This window comes from Simiaoa sp., from assembly GCF_051972595.1.
Lineage (GTDB): Bacteria > Bacillota > Clostridia > Lachnospirales > Lachnospiraceae > Acetatifactor > Acetatifactor hominis.
This window is the reverse complement of record NZ_JBOKRY010000002.1, coordinates 41,503-56,701: the sequence shown is the minus strand read 5'-3', so window position 1 is coordinate 56,701 and position 15,199 is coordinate 41,503. Positions and strand designations below refer to the sequence as shown.

15 protein-coding genes and 2 pseudogenes are annotated in these 15,199 nt (G+C 42.9%); 14 read left to right on the top strand and 3 right to left on the bottom strand.

Annotated elements, in window-relative coordinates:
• Window positions 1-35: 35 nt before the first annotated feature.
• Together tig and asnS are read left to right on the top strand one after the other, a co-directional pair.
• On the top strand, window positions 36-1,139 hold the full coding sequence (gene tig / locus ACTRDR_RS01040) for a trigger factor (RefSeq protein ID WP_440525826.1): 1,104 nt from the start codon (window positions 36-38) through the stop codon (window positions 1,137-1,139).
• Between the two features lie 88 nt (window positions 1,140-1,227).
• On the top strand, window positions 1,228-2,619 hold the full coding sequence (gene asnS, locus ACTRDR_RS01035; protein WP_440525825.1) for an asparagine--tRNA ligase: 1,392 nt from the start codon (window positions 1,228-1,230) through the stop codon (window positions 2,617-2,619).
• Between the two features lie 24 nt (window positions 2,620-2,643).
• On the opposite strand, the pseudogene ACTRDR_RS01030 reads toward asnS, so the two are convergent.
• Window positions 2,644-2,843 (bottom strand): annotated as a pseudogene (locus ACTRDR_RS01030) (hypothetical protein).
• Between the two features lie 14 nt (window positions 2,844-2,857).
• Between ACTRDR_RS01030 and ACTRDR_RS01025 the strand changes: the two are divergent.
• From ACTRDR_RS01025 to ACTRDR_RS01015, 3 genes are all read left to right on the top strand, one after another.
• The gene (locus ACTRDR_RS01025; protein ID WP_440525824.1) at window positions 2,858-4,111 is read left to right on the top strand and encodes a C40 family peptidase; all 1,254 of its coding nucleotides are present in this window, start codon (window positions 2,858-2,860) and stop codon (window positions 4,109-4,111) included.
• Between the two features lie 301 nt (window positions 4,112-4,412).
• On the top strand, window positions 4,413-5,405 hold the full coding sequence (locus tag ACTRDR_RS01020; RefSeq protein ID WP_440525823.1) for a DUF5688 family protein: 993 nt from the start codon (window positions 4,413-4,415) through the stop codon (window positions 5,403-5,405).
• A 281-nt stretch (window positions 5,406-5,686) separates the two neighbouring features.
• Entirely contained in the window at window positions 5,687-6,724 is a 1,038-nt protein-coding gene (locus ACTRDR_RS01015) for an acyltransferase (protein ID WP_440525822.1), read from the top strand.
• A gap of 125 nt (window positions 6,725-6,849) precedes the next feature.
• Here ACTRDR_RS01015 and ACTRDR_RS01010 read toward each other — a convergent pair whose 3' ends face one another.
• Complete coding sequence (locus ACTRDR_RS01010; protein WP_440525821.1) at window positions 6,850-7,107, bottom strand: hypothetical protein; 258 nt, start codon at window positions 7,105-7,107, stop codon at window positions 6,850-6,852.
• A 171-nt stretch (window positions 7,108-7,278) separates the two neighbouring features.
• Here ACTRDR_RS01010 and ACTRDR_RS01005 point away from each other — a divergent pair, with 171 nt between their 5' ends.
• The 6 genes from ACTRDR_RS01005 to ACTRDR_RS00980 all read left to right on the top strand — a co-directional run bounded on the left by ACTRDR_RS01005 (window position 7,279) and on the right by ACTRDR_RS00980 (window position 12,178).
• Entirely contained in the window at window positions 7,279-7,587 is a 309-nt protein-coding gene (locus ACTRDR_RS01005) for a hypothetical protein (protein WP_440525820.1), read from the top strand.
• A gap of 114 nt (window positions 7,588-7,701) precedes the next feature.
• Window positions 7,702-8,160 (top strand): MerR family transcriptional regulator, encoded by a 459-nt coding sequence (locus ACTRDR_RS01000; RefSeq protein WP_440525819.1) that lies wholly within the window; start codon window positions 7,702-7,704, stop codon window positions 8,158-8,160.
• A gap of 4 nt (window positions 8,161-8,164) precedes the next feature.
• Window positions 8,165-8,890 (top strand): hypothetical protein, encoded by a 726-nt coding sequence (locus ACTRDR_RS00995; RefSeq protein ID WP_440525818.1) that lies wholly within the window; start codon window positions 8,165-8,167, stop codon window positions 8,888-8,890.
• A gap of 46 nt (window positions 8,891-8,936) precedes the next feature.
• Complete coding sequence (locus ACTRDR_RS00990) at window positions 8,937-10,220, top strand: DUF6591 domain-containing protein (protein WP_440525817.1); 1,284 nt, start codon at window positions 8,937-8,939, stop codon at window positions 10,218-10,220.
• Window positions 10,221-10,483: 263 nt separating this feature from the next.
• Window positions 10,484-11,407 carry an EF-hand domain-containing protein gene (locus ACTRDR_RS00985; protein ID WP_440525816.1) on the top strand — a complete coding sequence of 308 codons (924 nt, stop codon included), beginning with the start codon at window positions 10,484-10,486 and terminating at the stop codon, window positions 11,405-11,407.
• 30 nt (window positions 11,408-11,437) lie between these two features.
• Window positions 11,438-12,178 carry a DUF4230 domain-containing protein gene (locus ACTRDR_RS00980; protein WP_440525815.1) on the top strand — a complete coding sequence of 247 codons (741 nt, stop codon included), beginning with the start codon at window positions 11,438-11,440 and terminating at the stop codon, window positions 12,176-12,178.
• A gap of 69 nt (window positions 12,179-12,247) precedes the next feature.
• On the opposite strand, the gene ACTRDR_RS00975 is transcribed toward ACTRDR_RS00980, so the two are convergent.
• The gene (locus ACTRDR_RS00975) at window positions 12,248-13,093 is read right to left on the bottom strand and encodes a 4Fe-4S binding protein (protein WP_440525814.1); all 846 of its coding nucleotides are present in this window, start codon (window positions 13,091-13,093) and stop codon (window positions 12,248-12,250) included.
• 242 nt (window positions 13,094-13,335) lie between these two features.
• Here ACTRDR_RS00975 and ACTRDR_RS00970 point away from each other — a divergent pair.
• The 3 genes and pseudogenes from ACTRDR_RS00970 to ACTRDR_RS00960 all read left to right on the top strand — a co-directional run.
• Window positions 13,336-13,467, top strand: a pseudogene (locus tag ACTRDR_RS00970) (sporulation transcriptional regulator SpoIIID); the annotation flags it as partial.
• A gap of 132 nt (window positions 13,468-13,599) precedes the next feature.
• The gene (locus tag ACTRDR_RS00965) at window positions 13,600-14,379 is read left to right on the top strand and encodes a sugar phosphate isomerase/epimerase family protein (protein ID WP_440525813.1); all 780 of its coding nucleotides are present in this window, start codon (window positions 13,600-13,602) and stop codon (window positions 14,377-14,379) included.
• A gap of 513 nt (window positions 14,380-14,892) precedes the next feature.
• Window positions 14,893-15,093, top strand: coding sequence for a hypothetical protein (locus ACTRDR_RS00960; RefSeq protein WP_440525812.1), 201 nt, complete (start codon window positions 14,893-14,895; stop codon window positions 15,091-15,093).
• Window positions 15,094-15,199 lie beyond the last annotated feature (106 nt).

The following is a 15,199-nucleotide window of genomic DNA, read 5'->3' as shown; positions in this document are numbered from 1 at the left end:
AGAAGCAGTAATAGAAAGGTATAGGAAGTAACACAATGAAGAAAAAAACATTAGGACTTCTGGCAGCAGTTTTAAGTGTATGCACGCTGGCAGGCTGCGGAGCAAAGGATACAGGCGATGGCACTGGTGCATCGACCGGCGCCGGAACGGAAAGTACCGCATTGAAGGATATGGATGTGGACAAGTATGTGACCCTGGGTGAGTACAAGGGACTGGCAGCATCCGTAGATACTGTGGAAGTAGATGAGGATGAGTGGGATACGCTGGTCAATAATGTATATTATGGAAACATTACCGCAGAGAACGGTGGGATCATGGATCGTGCCGTGGAGACCGGAGATACCGTAAACATCGACTACGAGGGCAAAAAGGACGGTGTGGCATTTGACGGTGGTACCGCACAGGGATACGATCTGACCATCGGTTCCGGACAGTTTATTGCCGGCTTCGAGGATGGCCTGATCGGCGTGATGCCGGGAGAAACGGTAGATCTGGATCTGACCTTCCCGGAGGGATATGGCAATGCGGATCTGGCAGGACAGGCTGTAGTATTTACCGTTACCGTGAATTACATCCAGCCCGCACAGGACGGAGAATTAAATGATGAGATCATCAGCAATTTCGGCATTGACGGCGTTACCAACGAAGAAGAACTCCGTCAGTACGCTTATGATTATCTGAAGGAGAATGCACAGCAGAATTATGAGACCAATGTGCAGCAGGCAGTGATGGATGCGTTTATGGCAAACAACACTTTTACCTCCGTACCGGAAGCACTGGTACAGAAATATTCCGATGCTGCAGAGAGCAGCATCACATCCATGGCATCTGCTTATGGCGTGGATGCAGACACATTTACCCAGTATTATTATGGGCAGGATCTGGCAACATTCCTGTCTACCTATGCTGAGCAGACCGCAAAGCAGGATATTGCCCTGCAGGCAGTGGCAAACAAAGAGAATCTGAACATCAGTGATGAAGAACTGGATCAGATGCTTCAGGACCGCGCAACAGCAGCCGGTTATGACACCACCTCGGAGTATATAGGAGAGACCTCCAAGGAAGATTACAGAGAGTACTTCCTCTACGATAAGGTGTTGGATTATCTGGTAGAAAATGCACAGATCACCAACAACTAATTTTATTGATACGAACAGTATGCGACCGGCGAATAGGATGCGGGCCGGTTCAGATAGAGCACGTCGCAGCGTGCGGATAGGAAAGATTATGGAATTAACAGACATCAGAGAACTTCATCGGGAAAAAGACGCCTATATCGGCAAGGAGATCACCGTAGGCGGCTGGGTAAGGAACAATCGTGACTCCAAGAACTTCGGTTTCCTGGTGATCAACGACGGAACCTTTTTTGAGCCGTTACAGGTAGTATATGGCGACGGACTGGAAAATTTCCAGGAGATCTGCAAGATCAATGTCGGTGCGGCTGTTGTGATCCGCGGTACCATCGTGGCTACCCCCGAGGCAAAGCAGGCATTTGAGATGCAGGCAGCAGAAGTGATCGTGGAAGGACCTTCTACTGCAGATTATCCTTTACAGAAAAAGAGACACTCCTTCGAGTATCTGCGTACCATTTCTCACTTAAGAGCACGTACCAATACTTTCCAGGCAGTGTTCCGTGTCAGATCCCTGATCGCATATGCGATCCATACCTTCTTCATGGAGAGAGGATTTGTCTATGTGCACACCCCTCTGATCACCAGCAGTGACTGTGAGGGTGCCGGAGAGATGTTCCAGGTAACGACTCTGGACATGAACAATGTGCCTAAGACCGAGGACGGAAAAGTAGATTTCACACAGGATTTCTTCGGCAAACCGGTAAACCTTACTGTAAGCGGACAGTTGGATGTAGAGACTTATGCTTTTGCATTTAAGAACGTATATACTTTCGGTCCCACCTTCCGTGCGGAGAATTCCAACACCACCCGTCATGCGGCTGAGTTCTGGATGATCGAGCCGGAGATCTGTTTTGCGGATCTGAAGGATGATATGATCCTGGCAGAGAGCATGCTGAAGTATGTCATTCGTTATGTATTGGAAAATGCACCGGAGGAGATGGCTTTCTTTAACCAGTTCGTGGATAAGGGACTGATCGAGAGATTACAGCATGTGGTAAACTCCGATTTCGGTCATGTGACTTATACCGAGGCTATCAAGATCCTGGAGAAGCACAACGATGAATTCGATTACAAGGTATTCTGGGGATGCGATCTGCAGACCGAGCATGAGAGATACCTGACGGAGAAAGAATTCAAGAGACCGGTATTCGTAACCGATTATCCGAAGGAGATCAAGGCGTTCTACATGAAGCTGAACGAAGACGGCAAGACCGTAGCCGCTATGGACTGTCTCGTACCCGGTATCGGCGAGATCATCGGCGGCAGCCAGCGTGAGGACAATCTGGAGATCCTGGAGAAGCGTATGGAAGAGTTGGGACTGAACAAGGAAGATTATCAGTTCTATCTGGATCTGCGCCGTTACGGCTCTGCACGCCATGCAGGCTTCGGACTGGGCTTCGAGCGCTGCGTAATGTATATCACCGGAATGGGCAACATCAGAGACGTTATCCCGTTCCCTCGTACTGTAAATAACTGCGACTTATAATATATGATGCCAGGGGCAAAAGGTCTAAGTCCGCATGAGCTTGCTCATAAGTGGGTGAAAGACCTTAGGACCCGCCCACGATATGAGCATAAAAGTGGGATGCTAATCCTATGATATGCGAATATTTGGCAGGGTGCTATGTGCCGGTGGCACATGTTTAGCACGGACCGAAGCGGAGCGGAGAAATGGGAGTGCGTAGCACGGAACAATCCGTAGGCATCAATAGATGGAGTGACCTATGAAAAAAACAACCACTGGCAGAAAAGTGAATAACGTGAAGAGAAGCTTAGTGAGTGCTCTTCTTCTGGCAGCGGTAACGCTGACTGCCACCGGCTCCGTCTGGAAATCCCCTGTGGAGACGGTGCAGGCGGCACCTTCCATGAGTGAACTGCAGAACAGCATCAACAGCCATCAGAACCAGCTGAATAATATCAACAGCCAGATCAACTCCTTACAGGATGAGCAGGATCTGGTCCAGGAGAAGATCGATGACCTGAATGCAGAGATCATCAACACTATGACCAGTATCGGCATGAAGGAAGATGAGATTGCTGAAAAGGAGACGGAGCTTGCTGACAAGCAGGTACAGATCGATCAGACTCAGGAAGAATACAATATTGCCAAAGAAAAGGAAGAAAAGCAGCACAATGATATGATCACCCGGATGCGGATGATGTATGAGAACGATTCCTCAGAGAATTACGTGAATCTTCTGTTGCAGGGCGGCGGCTTAAGCGGCATGCTGAACCGCATGGATTTCGTGGAGAGTGTCTACGAATACGATCGCCAGAAACTGCAGGAATATGAAGAGACCAAGGAACAGGTGCTGGCACTGTGGAATCAGCTCGAGGAAGAGAAGACGCAGCTCCAGACGGATAAAGACCAGCTGGAGGCAGATAAGGCAGATCTGGAAAGCCAGAAGTCTGAGCTCGATGTCATGCTGGCGAAGAAGAAGAAGGAATCTGCTAACTTCGATGCGGAGATTAAAAAGGCAAAGCAGGAGGCTTCCGTGGCAAAGGCACTGCTGCAGCAGGAACAGAAACAGTTAAAACAGCTGCAGGCACAGGCACAGCGAGGCAACACCGCAGCGGCTACCGGAAGCTACACGACCACGAATTATACTTCTGTGATCGACAATGCATCCGGCAGCGATATGGGTAAGCGGCTGGCAAAATATGCCTGCCAGTACATAGGCAATCCTTACGTGGCGGGAGGCACCAGCCTGACCAATGGTGCAGATTGTTCCGGATTTACCTTCCGGATATACAGTGATTTCGGTTACAGCATTCCCCGTACTTCCTATGAACAACGAAGCTGCGGTACCGGTGTGGATTACAGCAGTGCGCAGCCGGGAGACCTGATCTGTTATGACGGACATGTGGCAATGTATATCGGCGGAGGGCTGATCGTACATGCCAGCACCCAGCGTACCGGCATCAAAGTCAGCAACGCGAATTATCGTCCCATCCTGGCAGTACGACGGGTCGTTTAGATCGGATCAACGTTCCTATTTGACATAAAAAAATCCCTTGTTTTCGCGGAAAACGAGGGATTTTTTTATGCCGCAACCTCTCTTTTTCGTCAAAATATCCAAAAAATATCCTTGGTGAAATCGCATATAGACAAAGCAAAAAAACTATGATAGGGTGGAATTGTTCCAATCCCGGAGGGGTTGGAACTGTTACAAATTTCTGAAACAAGAATTTCTGATAGACCATTCGGTCGAGATTTCCAATTTTTGAACAGGTACCTTTTATTTTTGTGCGCAAAATTATGAAAAACATGGGGGACCAATGACATACGAAGAATTTAAAAAGGAATTATGCCGGAACGTACAGAATATGGAAACGGCGCAGGACAAGACCATATGTCTGCTGGAACAGCATATGGTATGCTCCGACCCCGCAACGGTTCATGCCATGAACATTATGAACCGCTGTATGTACGGCAGAGACAATATGCTGATTAAGGATGATATGCTTTGTGCATTATGGATCCGGCAGGAAAAAGAATATGTGCAGTACTGGCTGGTGCGGCCGCTGTATGAACGATACGGACAGGAAGGATGGCAGAGTATTCTGCCGGAGATCTCGATAGGTCTTACGGATCGTGGAGAAGAGGCTCCCTTTGTGGGAGGCACATTAAGTTATGCGGCGTGCAGAAGTCATATGATCATACGTCCAATGAATTTTGCGAGATATCAGCAGGATCTCGGAAATGCCGTTTATCGCAAGATTGGAGATCTGGCGCTGGTACTTCATCTGCTGGCCTGTGAGAAGTGTGGGAGCAGTCTGCTCATCCGGCCCTCCGGCGATACGGTACTGCCCTGGAGGCTTACGAAGCAGCAACTGCTTACGGAAGCCATGATGAACAGCTGTCGTAAGATGCCGCCCAGACTGTTTTTGAGCGAGGATTGCCGCAGGGTTTTTCCTTATCAGGAGGGGATTTTACTGCCGGATGAGGACGGACAGCAGACACAGATCCATCCGGGGAACCGCAGGGAGGGACATCGTGGGTATCTGGTGACTACCACGGGGAGAGTGAACGGTGCGGTGGCTTTTTTCTATCCGGGAGTGAGGGATATCCTGGCAGAGAAAATGGGTGGGGATTACTATGTCGCATTCCCCAGTGTTCATGAGGCCATCATTCATCCGGTGCATTGCATCAATGTCCGGGAGATCCGCACCTCCGTCCAACGCATCAATGCCGTCTACGGAGACGGAGAGATGCTGTCGGACCGGATCTTCTGCTATCATAAGAACCGAAGACTGCTGCAACTATTGTAAAATGGCTTGTAAGGTAAGAATATAATCGCTATACTATTATTTATATGAAGTCGGAGTCAAAAGCCCCCGACTTTGATGCCTACGGATTGCTCCGCGCTACGCACTCCCACAATCCTACCCAATATTCGCATATCGTGGGATTATCATCCCACTTTTATGCTCATATCGGGGCGGGTCCTAAGGTCTTTCACCCACCTATGAGCAAGCTCATGTGGGCTTAGACCTTTTGACCCTGGCATCATTTATATATCATTGGAAAGGCAGTGGAGAAGATGAAGCCAATGACAGAGAGAAAAGAGAAAATTTATATAGAGATCGTACGTCTGGTGGCAATCCTGCTGGTATTGTACTGCCATACTTCTGTGAACGGACTGCTGTATTTTCAACAGGGGAAAGGAAATCGCAGCAGCCAGTTGGCGATTTTTATATATCCTGTGGCAGCGGGTTGCGTTCAATTGTTTTTTATGATCTCCGGCGCGTTGTTGTTACGAAAAACGGAGAGTATCGGAACAGTCCTTCGGAAAAGATTTTTCAGATTTCTTTCGGTGACATTGGTGGTTGTGCTGGTATATTATCTGTTGGATGGGGAGAATCTGTCTGTAAAGGGATATTTTAATGCGCTGTATAGCGGGGGAAGTCTTACACAGCACTGGTTTCTCTATGCCTATTTATCATTTTTGCTGATTCTGCCTTTTTTGCAACGCCTGGTGGCAGCAATTTCCGAAGATAGATTTTATTGGTATCTGTGGGGAATGGGGGTATTGTTTGGACTGGGACTCCCTGCGTTTCAGCAGATAAGTGGATTCGATTCGATCGGAATTAACATTCCTTTTTTAGATCAAATTCTATTTTATCCATTGATAGGATACTTTCTAGACAGCAGAGTGATTCCTGGGATTGTGGAATCCCGTAACAGAAAGTGGATCAGCTTTAGTCTGATGGCAGGGCTTCTGCTTATTCTTTCCGTGGCGTATTCTCTGAACCGACAGTCTCTGGCAACGGCAGGAACACTTGCATACGCTTCCTGGTTCCATGTACTTATGGTTCCAGGAATATATCTTTTGGCAGGGGTATTTTTTGCCGGGATCCGGCAGGATAGTCTGCCTGGTAAGATACTCACTTTCCTGGGGAGCGGTGTATTCGGTACCTATCTGATGGAACAGATGATTCGTGACAGACTTTTCTTTTTACTGGAAAAGTGGGTCTATCTCATTCCGGAGTACTTTGCCTGCTGGCTGTGGATACTGGTGTGTGTCTTATGTGGTATCCTGATTACAAACCTTTTGAAGATTATCCCATTATTGAAAAAATTCTTGTAACTATTTTAGAGCGTAATTATGTAAGGGTAAGCGGATAGCTTCGGAAAAATATGAATAAGAAAACTGAGGGCATTCTGCAAAATGCATAAATACCCTCAGTTTTTTGATCTTTTCTGGTGCAAAGATTAGTAGTAAGCAGCACCGACTGCTGCAGCACCGCCGATGATAGCAACGATGATTGCGAAAATCACAATTACGATCAAGAAGCAGAAATAAGATCTTGCGAAGTTGCGCAGATTCACGTTTTTCGTGCCACCGAAAGAAAATACCAACAACACAATAAATCCGACAATGGGAATAGAGAATAAAATCTCATACCCAAAGTATCCCCACATGCTGATGGGACGGTATTCGTCCGGAAGATTGTTGTAATCATTTGCCATAAATAGTACCACCTTTCCTCATAAGTGTGCGACAGACATGACCTGTCTGGTTGATTTTACATAAGTATTATACCATATGCGTCGCCCGATTACATCAACTTCACAGTCATGGCAAGACTTGTTTTATTCCTTGCAATCTTGGCCAGCTCCTGATTGTCGAGGAGATAGCGCATGCACAGAGATTCCGCAACAAAAAGCTCAGCGACCTTAACCGGAATACTACCGCCATCCAAGGGAGTCTCTAATGCACCGCATACAAGGACCACCAAACTGCTTACAGAAGCGATAAATAGTAGCTTCAGCCATATTGCAGAGGGATATCGGGAAGTAGCAAAGCGTCTTGGCTGCCATTTCCTGGATGCAGGATCCATTCCAGGGATTGAGATGTATCCCTATGACTGGATGCATTTAAGCCTGGAGAGCCATCGCATTTTCACAGAATATCTGGCGGAATATCTGCCATCTGAAATATTCCGGTAAGGAACGATCACACCTGTCCGGAAGAAGAATAGAGGAGGACATCCTGAAAGTGTGGGATGTCCTCTTTTTCTATGCCTTCATTACTTCCGATTCGCGAAAAAAACATGCCCTTTCGTGGAAGACGGAAGAAAACCGGTACTTCCAAATAAAGTCTTTGACTGCACATTGCGTGCAGTTATAGGCTGGAAAGGGAAGGTAAAAAATGGCATGACATTACGGGAAATCTGCGAAACACTCGGTGTATCCAGAAGAGCACTTCAAGGTTATGAAAAAGCGGGATTGGTGACGGCATCAGGCCGGAATAAGTATGGACATTTACTGTATGACAAAGATGCTGAAATGAGAATTGCGCAAATCAAGTTTTATCAGCAACTGGGTTTTACAATTAAGGAAATTACAAGGATCATTGATGCCCCGGAAGCTGAATTAAGATCAGCGCTGGAACAACGAGTGCAGAAGCTAAGAGAAGAAAAGACAGAAATGGACGAGCTGATTGAAAGAGCAAATCAGATAATTGCCAGACTGTCGGAGAAAACTGTTAGTAAAAAAAGCTATTTTGAAAGCGGAGGATAAGGAGATGGCTTTTTGTACCAACTGTGGAAAAGAACTGAGTTCTTTTACCGTGGTATGTCCGGCATGTGGGTGTGAAGTACAGGGCAGACAGGCTGCGGATTCGGTGAGAAAATTTTATGTGGATATTACCCATGCACAGACAACGAAGGAAAAAGCATATCTGATCAAAAATTATCCCATACCAAACACCAAAGAGGATATTTTTGAATTCATGATGGCTGCTTCCTCAAATGTTCTAAGGGAAGAAGAAAAAGAGATATATGAGGCATGGCTTATAAAACTCGAGCAGACTTATCAGAAGGCGGAAATATTGTTTTCCGGAGACAGAGATTTCAAAAAGATACAACAGATTTACAACAACTGTATTGAAAATATTGAAGCAGAAAATCAAAGAAAAATGAATACATTTGTATTTGAGACTGCACTACGGAACGGTATTTTTGGCGTTGGTATTGTTATTCTGGTTGCAGCTGTGATCGTAGACCGGACGGGAGGAAACGCTTCCCTTATGGAACTGGCAGGTGGGATCGTGCTGATTGCATCCGCAGCAGGACTTGTCAGAAGACAGGCGGCATCCATCGACTACCTGGTAAGTGCAGTGATCGGTCTGCTGATGCTCTGGCTGGCTTCCATGTTCTATAACGGGTCGTTGGTACAGCTTTGTGCAGGTATTGAATTGATTGTTACCGCAGTTAATTATTTTAAAAGCAGAAAACATTCTACGAAATGAAAAAATAAGGCGGAGTGGAAAACTTCGAATGACAGGAGGAAAAGGTATGAAGTGTAAAAATTGTGGTTCGGAATTTGAGGGAAAATTTTGCCCGGAATGCGGTACCAAAGCAGATGCTGAGACAACAACGATATCACAGTCTGTACAGCAACAGTCGGATGTGTCACAGCAGGTACCGCCGGTATTAAATGTAAAACCTGCAGGAAGCAGAGAAAAAAAGCCAAAGAAACCAATCTATAAAAGAGCGTGGTTTCTTTGCATCTTTATCATTTTGGCATTGGGGGTAGTGGCTTCGGTAACTGCCAATAAAAAAGAAAAAACAGATTGGTCTGCAGTTATATTGAAAGAAGCAATACCGCAATTTCCTTCAAATCATGGAAACATTCTCATAAACTCGGAGGAAGAATTGTGTGTAAGTCTGGAAAAGGTTACGGATGAGCAGTATAACAAATATTTGAATCAGTGTATGGAACGGGGATTTATTGTGGATACAAAAAAGTCCACATACTCCTATGATGCGTTTGATTCGGAAGGTTATTCTTTGAATCTGACCCATATTGATGACAATCTGACAATTACGGTTAAAGCACCTATGAAATTAGGAACCATCACCTGGCCCATCGGAACAGCGGGTGATCTTCTTCCAGAGCCATCTTCCACGACGGGGAAATTCAATTATGAGCATGATACGAACTTTTCTGTGTATGTAGGAGATACCAGCAAGGAAGAGTATGATGAATATGTAGCGGATTGCTCGGATTATGGCTTTGATGTTGATTATGATAAGGGGGAAAATTATTATAGGGCTTATAATGAAGAAGATTACTATTTATCCCTGAGTTATGAAGGCAATAACATTATGCTGGTCCGGATAGATGAACCGGAGAAAGGTACTGGAGCGGTAGCTGACACTGAGAATACAGAACAAGAGACTGAGAAACCGGAGATGGGAAAGCCGGAAGAAAAAGAACCTGTTACAGAGTCTAAGCCGGAAGAAGCCGCTGCAGAATCAAAAGCCGAAGAACAGAAGCCGGTCGTTGATTCTGGTAATGCTACTGCCGGTGAGGATGGACTTCGTCAAGACTTTAAAGAAGCGATGGACAGCTATGAGGCATTTATGAACGAATATTGTGATTTCATGGAGAAATACAGTAAAAATCCTACAGATGCGGGACTTATGGCTGACTATATGAGTTACATGCAAAAGTATGATGATTTCACTAAGAAATTTGACCAGTGGGGAGGTGAGGACCTGAACGATGCAGAACTTGCCTATTACATGGAGGTGCAGACAAGAGTATACGACAGACTTGCGGAAGCAGCATATTGATGGGTGATAATGGCGTGTATTATGATTAAGGCATCCGGATAGTATAAAAAAGGTTTGAAATTAGTTTAAAAAAGTAAACAAAAGCGGGCTGCAATAGCCTGCTTTTGTTCGCCTTGAGATTATAAGTATTTAAAAGTATTATACGAAATATAGAATATACAGAAATTATTTGTTGATATTTTAGAAAACAAATAATACAATAAATGTGATGCATAAATATTATATATTATTAATGATGCATTATATATTAAGAGGTGAAAAGCATGGATAAAACGTTTAAAGTTGGTTTACCTGTGAAAAAAATTGCTGAGAACGTTGGAGAAAAGGCAGGAGTGGCTGTACAAAAATCCACAGAAGTGATAGATAAAACAAAAGAGGCAGTTTTTCAGGCAGTGGACGTAAATGGTGATGGACAGATTGATATTGAGGATGTAATATTACTGGCATTTAAAGTACCTGGAGTTAGTGTAAATAGGGAAAGCTTTTTGAGAAAAGAACTATTTACAAAATATTCTCAGGAAACAATAGACCAAGTGGTTTTAACAACACCTATGAAAGCAGAAATCAAGCAGGAAGATATTGAAATGATAGCTGCTTCAATTATTCAGAATGAGAGATTAAAGGTATCAGGAATTTCTGCTGCCTTGGGTACTCCGGGAGGTGCAGCTATGGTGGCAACAATACCTGTAGACATTGCCCAATATTATGGCTGCATGCTTAGAGTAGCTCAGAAATTATTATATTTATATGGTTTTCCACAAATCGAATATAAGGAGAATGAACAGGCATTTGACACAGAGACGATGAATCAGATTATTTTGTGTATGGGCGTTATGTTTGGAGTTGCAAATGCAAAAAATGGACTGTTAGCAGTTGCGAAAGCATTAGGAACAGGCCTTGAAAAACAATTAGTAAAAAAAGCTCTGACGAAAGGAACTATTTACCCTATTGTTAAGAGCGTTAGCAAATGGTTTGGTGTAAAAATGACCAAAGAAGTGTTTGCCGGATTTTTTAAGAAAGCAATTCCACTTGTAGGTGGAGCAGTAGGTGGCGGATTATCCTATGCAACTTTTAAACCATGTTGTGTGAAACTAAAAAACGTATTGGAAAACACTTATTTGAGTAATCCAAACTATAAAGAAAGTGAAGAGAACATTATAGATATTGAAAGCGAAAGTATTTCATAAATATCCAATAAGAGAAAGGAAGGCAATATTATGGATAATGAACAAAAGAATGATTTAAGGATACTTGGTGGGACTAAAGCCAAAATGATAAAATGGGGAATCGGTGCAATAGTCGTAATAATTGCGTTAGTTATAATCTTTATTACCGGATATTCAAATGCTACCAAGAAATATGAAGATATTATTGCAGATTTAAGTCAGGAAGTGGATGGTTTAAATAAACAATTGGCGGAAAAGGCGGTTGAATGGGAGACAACACCAACTACAGAGATTACTACAAGCCTGATTAAATCAGAAATCATGGATATTGGAGAACTTGCAACGGTTGAGTATTTCTATACTGATGCCGGTAAATTTGAAGATCCTAAGCAGGCATTTGGAATAAATATTCCGTTCACAACAAAATCATTTATTGCTAAATGGGATGGAATTATTAAGGCTGGTGTAAAGATAGATGAAATTGTTGTAGAAGTTAATAATGAAAACAAAGAAATTATAATACATATGCCAAATGCAGAAATTCTTTCACACGAAATCGATAATAATAGTATTGAAACTTTGGATGAAAAAGATGGTTTATTTAATCCGGTCAAAGTTGAGGATGTTAGACAGTTTGATACAGTAAGCAAAGATGCTATGGAAGATAGGGCAATTGAAAATGGAATCTTAGATAAAGCACTTAAAAATGCAGAGGATATTATAGAAAAGCTGGTTAATAATGATGTAGTACAAGAGCAAGAGTACACAATAAAATTTGAAGTAATGGAATGAGCAATTAAAAAAGTACATTCATCTGTCTTGATTTGAACAGATGAAGAGGCACTCATCCCGAGGAGCACCTTAATGCAGCGCTTTGGTGGGGCAGGCTTTTGTGCATTCGTAACAGAGAATGCACTCAGTTGCGTTTTTTCGCTTGCGAGATTCTTTGTTGACTTCAACATTCATAGGACAAACCTGCAGGCACTTGCCACAATGGACGCATTTATTTTCATCACAATGGACGCGGAGAAGCGAAAAGTAGCTCATCGGCTTAAGAAATACCGTAACCGGACATAGATACTTGCAGAATGCGCGGTTATCTTTAAATACAAAAGCCAGTACAATACCGGCAATATAGTAAACTGCGTTCCCTGCAAGAAACATCCGGAACATGATCTCCTCCAGATGAGCGATTTTCATCAAAAAAAGGCAGGAAACAACTGCCAGGGATAGCGCAAACATCACATAACGCAAAATGCCTAACTTTTCTTTTCGGGCCTTTTTCGGCTGCTTGTAAGGCAGAAAATCCAGCACCATAGCTGTCCAGCAGGCATAGCCGCACCATCCCCGCCCGAAGACCAACGGTCCAAAAATCTTTGCCACCGCATAATGAATCGTTGCCGCCTCAAAAACACCTAGAAACAAATAGTACCAAAAGCCCTCAATCTGCATATTTTCGCGGGAGATTATGCCGAGGTACAGCAACATATAGCTCCCTACTGCCAGTTGTACAAAATGTCGGGCATAGCGTTTTCCGGCAGTAAAAAGAACTGTCCCTAATGCAAGACAGCCTCCGATGTAGCTGAAATTCAACAGATAAAACAAGTTATCCTTTGCAATCCATAGTGCGACTGCCACGGCCTCAAATAACAAAAACAGCAGAACTGACGGTACATATTTGCGAAGCATTTTATTTTTTCTCATCATTATCCCATGCTCCTCCGGTTCCTTATTTTTAAATAATATTACCTTGATTCATAAAATCCTACAATATATCATAAACGAATATCGTAAAATATACGACTGCATTTTGTAAGATCATTGTAAAAATTTACTGCAAGATACAATAATTGAAGATTTGTTAGGAATTTTTGGAGTAGTGCCAATCCCTATCATAACCCCTCAGATACTTTCATACACTGTAAAAAAGTATCCTGAGGGGTTTTCCTTTGAAAGACTATATTGAAGAACGAGCTATTGGGATAGCGGGCTATATCATCGACCATAATGCCACAGTGCGGCAGACAGCGAAGGCGTTCGGCATCTCGAAAAGCACAGTACATGCGGTAGTAACAATACGGAACGACACGAAAGCAAAATCATATGGAAAATTGAATAGAACTGAAACAAGGGCACTCTCGGGTAGATATCAAGGAGTGCTTTTGCTATAATGAAATCAGATAACCTTGAGTATTGGTGAGGGGAGATAGAAAATGACAGGAATATATGATTGCTTTGGTTATGGTCCAGGATATGATGTCTCTTTTGAAGAAAGGTACAAATTGATTAGAAAAGCAGGATTTGATTGTGTAATGTTGTGGTGGAGCAATCAGTTTGGCAGAGGAGACGGTTATCAAGAGGATGTAAGACTAGCCAGAAGTGCAGGGTTATTTGTAGAAAATATCCATGCGCCTGTGCATGAACAGAATAATCTATCACTGGATAATTTGAGTGGAGAAAGCGTATTTCAAAGTTATCTACAATGTGTAGCGGATTGTTGTGAATATGATATACCAACCATGGTGATACATTTGCCAAATGATTATAATCCTTTAAATCAAACAGGAATCAGACGGTTGGCAGAACTTATAAACAAGGCAGAACAAAAGAATATTCAGATTGCTTTTGAGAATTTAAGTAACATTAAAAATTTGAAAATAGTTTTAAATAAATTTACTTCAAATAATGTAGGCTATTGTTATGATAGTTGTCATCATATAAATTATGCATCGGATGAAGATTTGTTGGGAATGTATGGAAACCGGCTGATGGCTATTCATTTACAGGATAACGGCGGTAGCCATAATCAACATCAATTACCATTCGACGGCAATATTAATTGGGATACAGTTATGGAGAAAATTGCCTGTACAGGATACCGGGGAGCTACAACTTTAGAACCAATGAATTGGGATTATTCTCATTTAAATATTTGTCAGTTTTTGGAATTGGCTTATGAAAGGGCAAAAAGGCTTGATTACTTGCGAAAATAATGTAGGTGATGAAAGGATGAAAACAGACGGGGAGTTCAATCAGATTTCTGATTGATTCTGAGGGTTTGGGAGATGCTCCCAACAAGCCAAAATGCATTTTGTGTGTACAAATGCACTGCTTGCCAAGTTTGTACCGAATTCGATATAACCAAGTTGTGAATATAGAAATGAACTTAAATTTGAATTTGGAAAGAATAAGGCAAAGAAGAGGATGTCAATCATAAAATGGTATATTGGAATGGCATTGAGACGCTTGAAGAAGATTAGTAACATAAAATCTTTTTCAAGCGTTTTCTTTTACTTTTACGGCTTTGAATGGAATATGGTGCAGCTGGGAACAGCGTGATTTTTGGAAAAGTACAGTGGGAATAGACAAAAGTCCAGTATTTTGGAAACGTAATTTAATTTCAAATGGGTTATGCTTAGATTAAATAAAAGGTCTGGTCTAATCTAAGAATCCTTCTCATAGTATGGGAGAGAAGGACACGCGAGGTAAGGGGGGGTGGCTTTCGCTTGAAACGGACGAAATTAAATTATCGTTTTCATAATCCAAATTCAGCGGAAGATACCGCAGATTTCCTGTGCAAATTCTTAGTAGAAGTAAATGCAAGGAAAGTAGAGAGGGTGATAGAGGATGCTGCATTATATCCAGAGAGCAAAGATTACATATTAGAGAACTTATCGGAAAATAAGGAAAAATTATGTGTGGGGTAAGAAGAGCAAGGTGAGAGCCTTGCTTTTTGCTTTGATATCTAAAAGAAATGAATAATCAACGCTTAAATGAGAAAAAATCACGTTTAAGTGTTGATTATTTTGAAAA

What these genes read in the sequence shown, in the direction of transcription:
- tig (WP_440525826.1), top strand. Translation starts at nt 36, where the DNA reads ATGAAGAAAAAAACATTAGGACTTCTGGCAGCAGTTTTAAGTGTATGC.
- asnS (WP_440525825.1), top strand. Translation starts at nt 1,228, where the DNA reads ATGGAATTAACAGACATCAGAGAACTTCATCGGGAAAAAGACGCCTAT.
- ACTRDR_RS01025 (WP_440525824.1), top strand. Translation starts at nt 2,858, where the DNA reads ATGAAAAAAACAACCACTGGCAGAAAAGTGAATAACGTGAAGAGAAGC.
- ACTRDR_RS01020 (WP_440525823.1), top strand. Translation starts at nt 4,413, where the DNA reads ATGACATACGAAGAATTTAAAAAGGAATTATGCCGGAACGTACAGAAT.
- ACTRDR_RS01015 (WP_440525822.1), top strand. Translation starts at nt 5,687, where the DNA reads ATGACAGAGAGAAAAGAGAAAATTTATATAGAGATCGTACGTCTGGTG.
- ACTRDR_RS01010 (WP_440525821.1), bottom strand. Translation starts at nt 7,107, where the DNA reads ATGGCAAATGATTACAACAATCTTCCGGACGAATACCGTCCCATCAGC.
- ACTRDR_RS01005 (WP_440525820.1), top strand. Translation starts at nt 7,279, where the DNA reads ATGCACAGAGATTCCGCAACAAAAAGCTCAGCGACCTTAACCGGAATA.
- ACTRDR_RS00995 (WP_440525818.1), top strand. Translation starts at nt 8,165, where the DNA reads ATGGCTTTTTGTACCAACTGTGGAAAAGAACTGAGTTCTTTTACCGTG.
- ACTRDR_RS00990 (WP_440525817.1), top strand. Translation starts at nt 8,937, where the DNA reads ATGAAGTGTAAAAATTGTGGTTCGGAATTTGAGGGAAAATTTTGCCCG.
- ACTRDR_RS00985 (WP_440525816.1), top strand. Translation starts at nt 10,484, where the DNA reads ATGGATAAAACGTTTAAAGTTGGTTTACCTGTGAAAAAAATTGCTGAG.
- ACTRDR_RS00980 (WP_440525815.1), top strand. Translation starts at nt 11,438, where the DNA reads ATGGATAATGAACAAAAGAATGATTTAAGGATACTTGGTGGGACTAAA.
- ACTRDR_RS00975 (WP_440525814.1), bottom strand. Translation starts at nt 13,093, where the DNA reads ATGATGAGAAAAAATAAAATGCTTCGCAAATATGTACCGTCAGTTCTG.
- ACTRDR_RS00965 (WP_440525813.1), top strand. Translation starts at nt 13,600, where the DNA reads ATGACAGGAATATATGATTGCTTTGGTTATGGTCCAGGATATGATGTC.